The following is a 639-nucleotide window of genomic DNA, read 5'->3' as shown; positions in this document are numbered from 1 at the left end:
CACATCATCGTTAGGCGCAGGGACGGTCACAGTACCAACGGTTTCGCCAGCCTTGATGGTGATCGACGAGCCGTTATCCAACTTGAGCGTGACATCAGTGCCCGCTTTGTTGGAAAGCGTGGCGGTGTACGTAATCTGCCCACCCTCGTTTGCCTCGGACGGAGCCGTCAGCGTCACAGTGGTGGTGTTATCGGTGCCTGGGGTATCGGTGACAGTGGTGTTCACTGCCGTCGTGCCAGGAACCAAGTTTTCAAAGTGCTCGCCACCGGTCACGCCTTTGATGGCGGTGGTGACGGTCTGGTCGCCTTTGTACACGTCATCCGGCGCGATGGTGGTGATGGAGCCGCTCGACTGATTCACACCGATGGTGATGGTTTTGCCGTTATCCAAAGTCACCGTCAGCGGATTGGTGATGTTAGTCACCGGTGCGCCGTTTTTATCCACAAGGCTGGCGGTGTAAACGATGTTGCCGCCTTCGCCAACGGTGGTGGTGGCGGTCAGGACCACATCGACCTTGTCGATGGTGTCGTTGATCGTGGTCGTTGCGCCGTTGCCTGCTACTTCCAGTTTTTCGAAGTTGCCGCCGGAAGCGTCGGTGATCTTGACGGTCTGAGTGCTCTTATCGATGAACACGTCATC

The 639-nt window shown here is 57.1% G+C and carries 1 protein-coding gene; it reads right to left on the bottom strand.

Features of this window, described 5'->3' with window-relative positions; translation table 11 throughout:
• Positions 1-639, bottom strand: a 639-nt coding sequence (locus ACTJLA_RS26800; RefSeq protein WP_440842486.1) for an immunoglobulin-like domain-containing protein, incomplete at both ends; no start/stop codon positions are given.

It is taken from the genome of Pseudomonas sp. 22072 (assembly GCF_052046095.1).
In the GTDB taxonomy this organism is placed as follows: domain Bacteria; phylum Pseudomonadota; class Gammaproteobacteria; order Pseudomonadales; family Pseudomonadaceae; genus Aquipseudomonas; species Aquipseudomonas paracarnis.
Note: the sequence above shows the minus strand (reverse complement) of the source record. Positions and strands in the feature narration are given on the sequence as shown.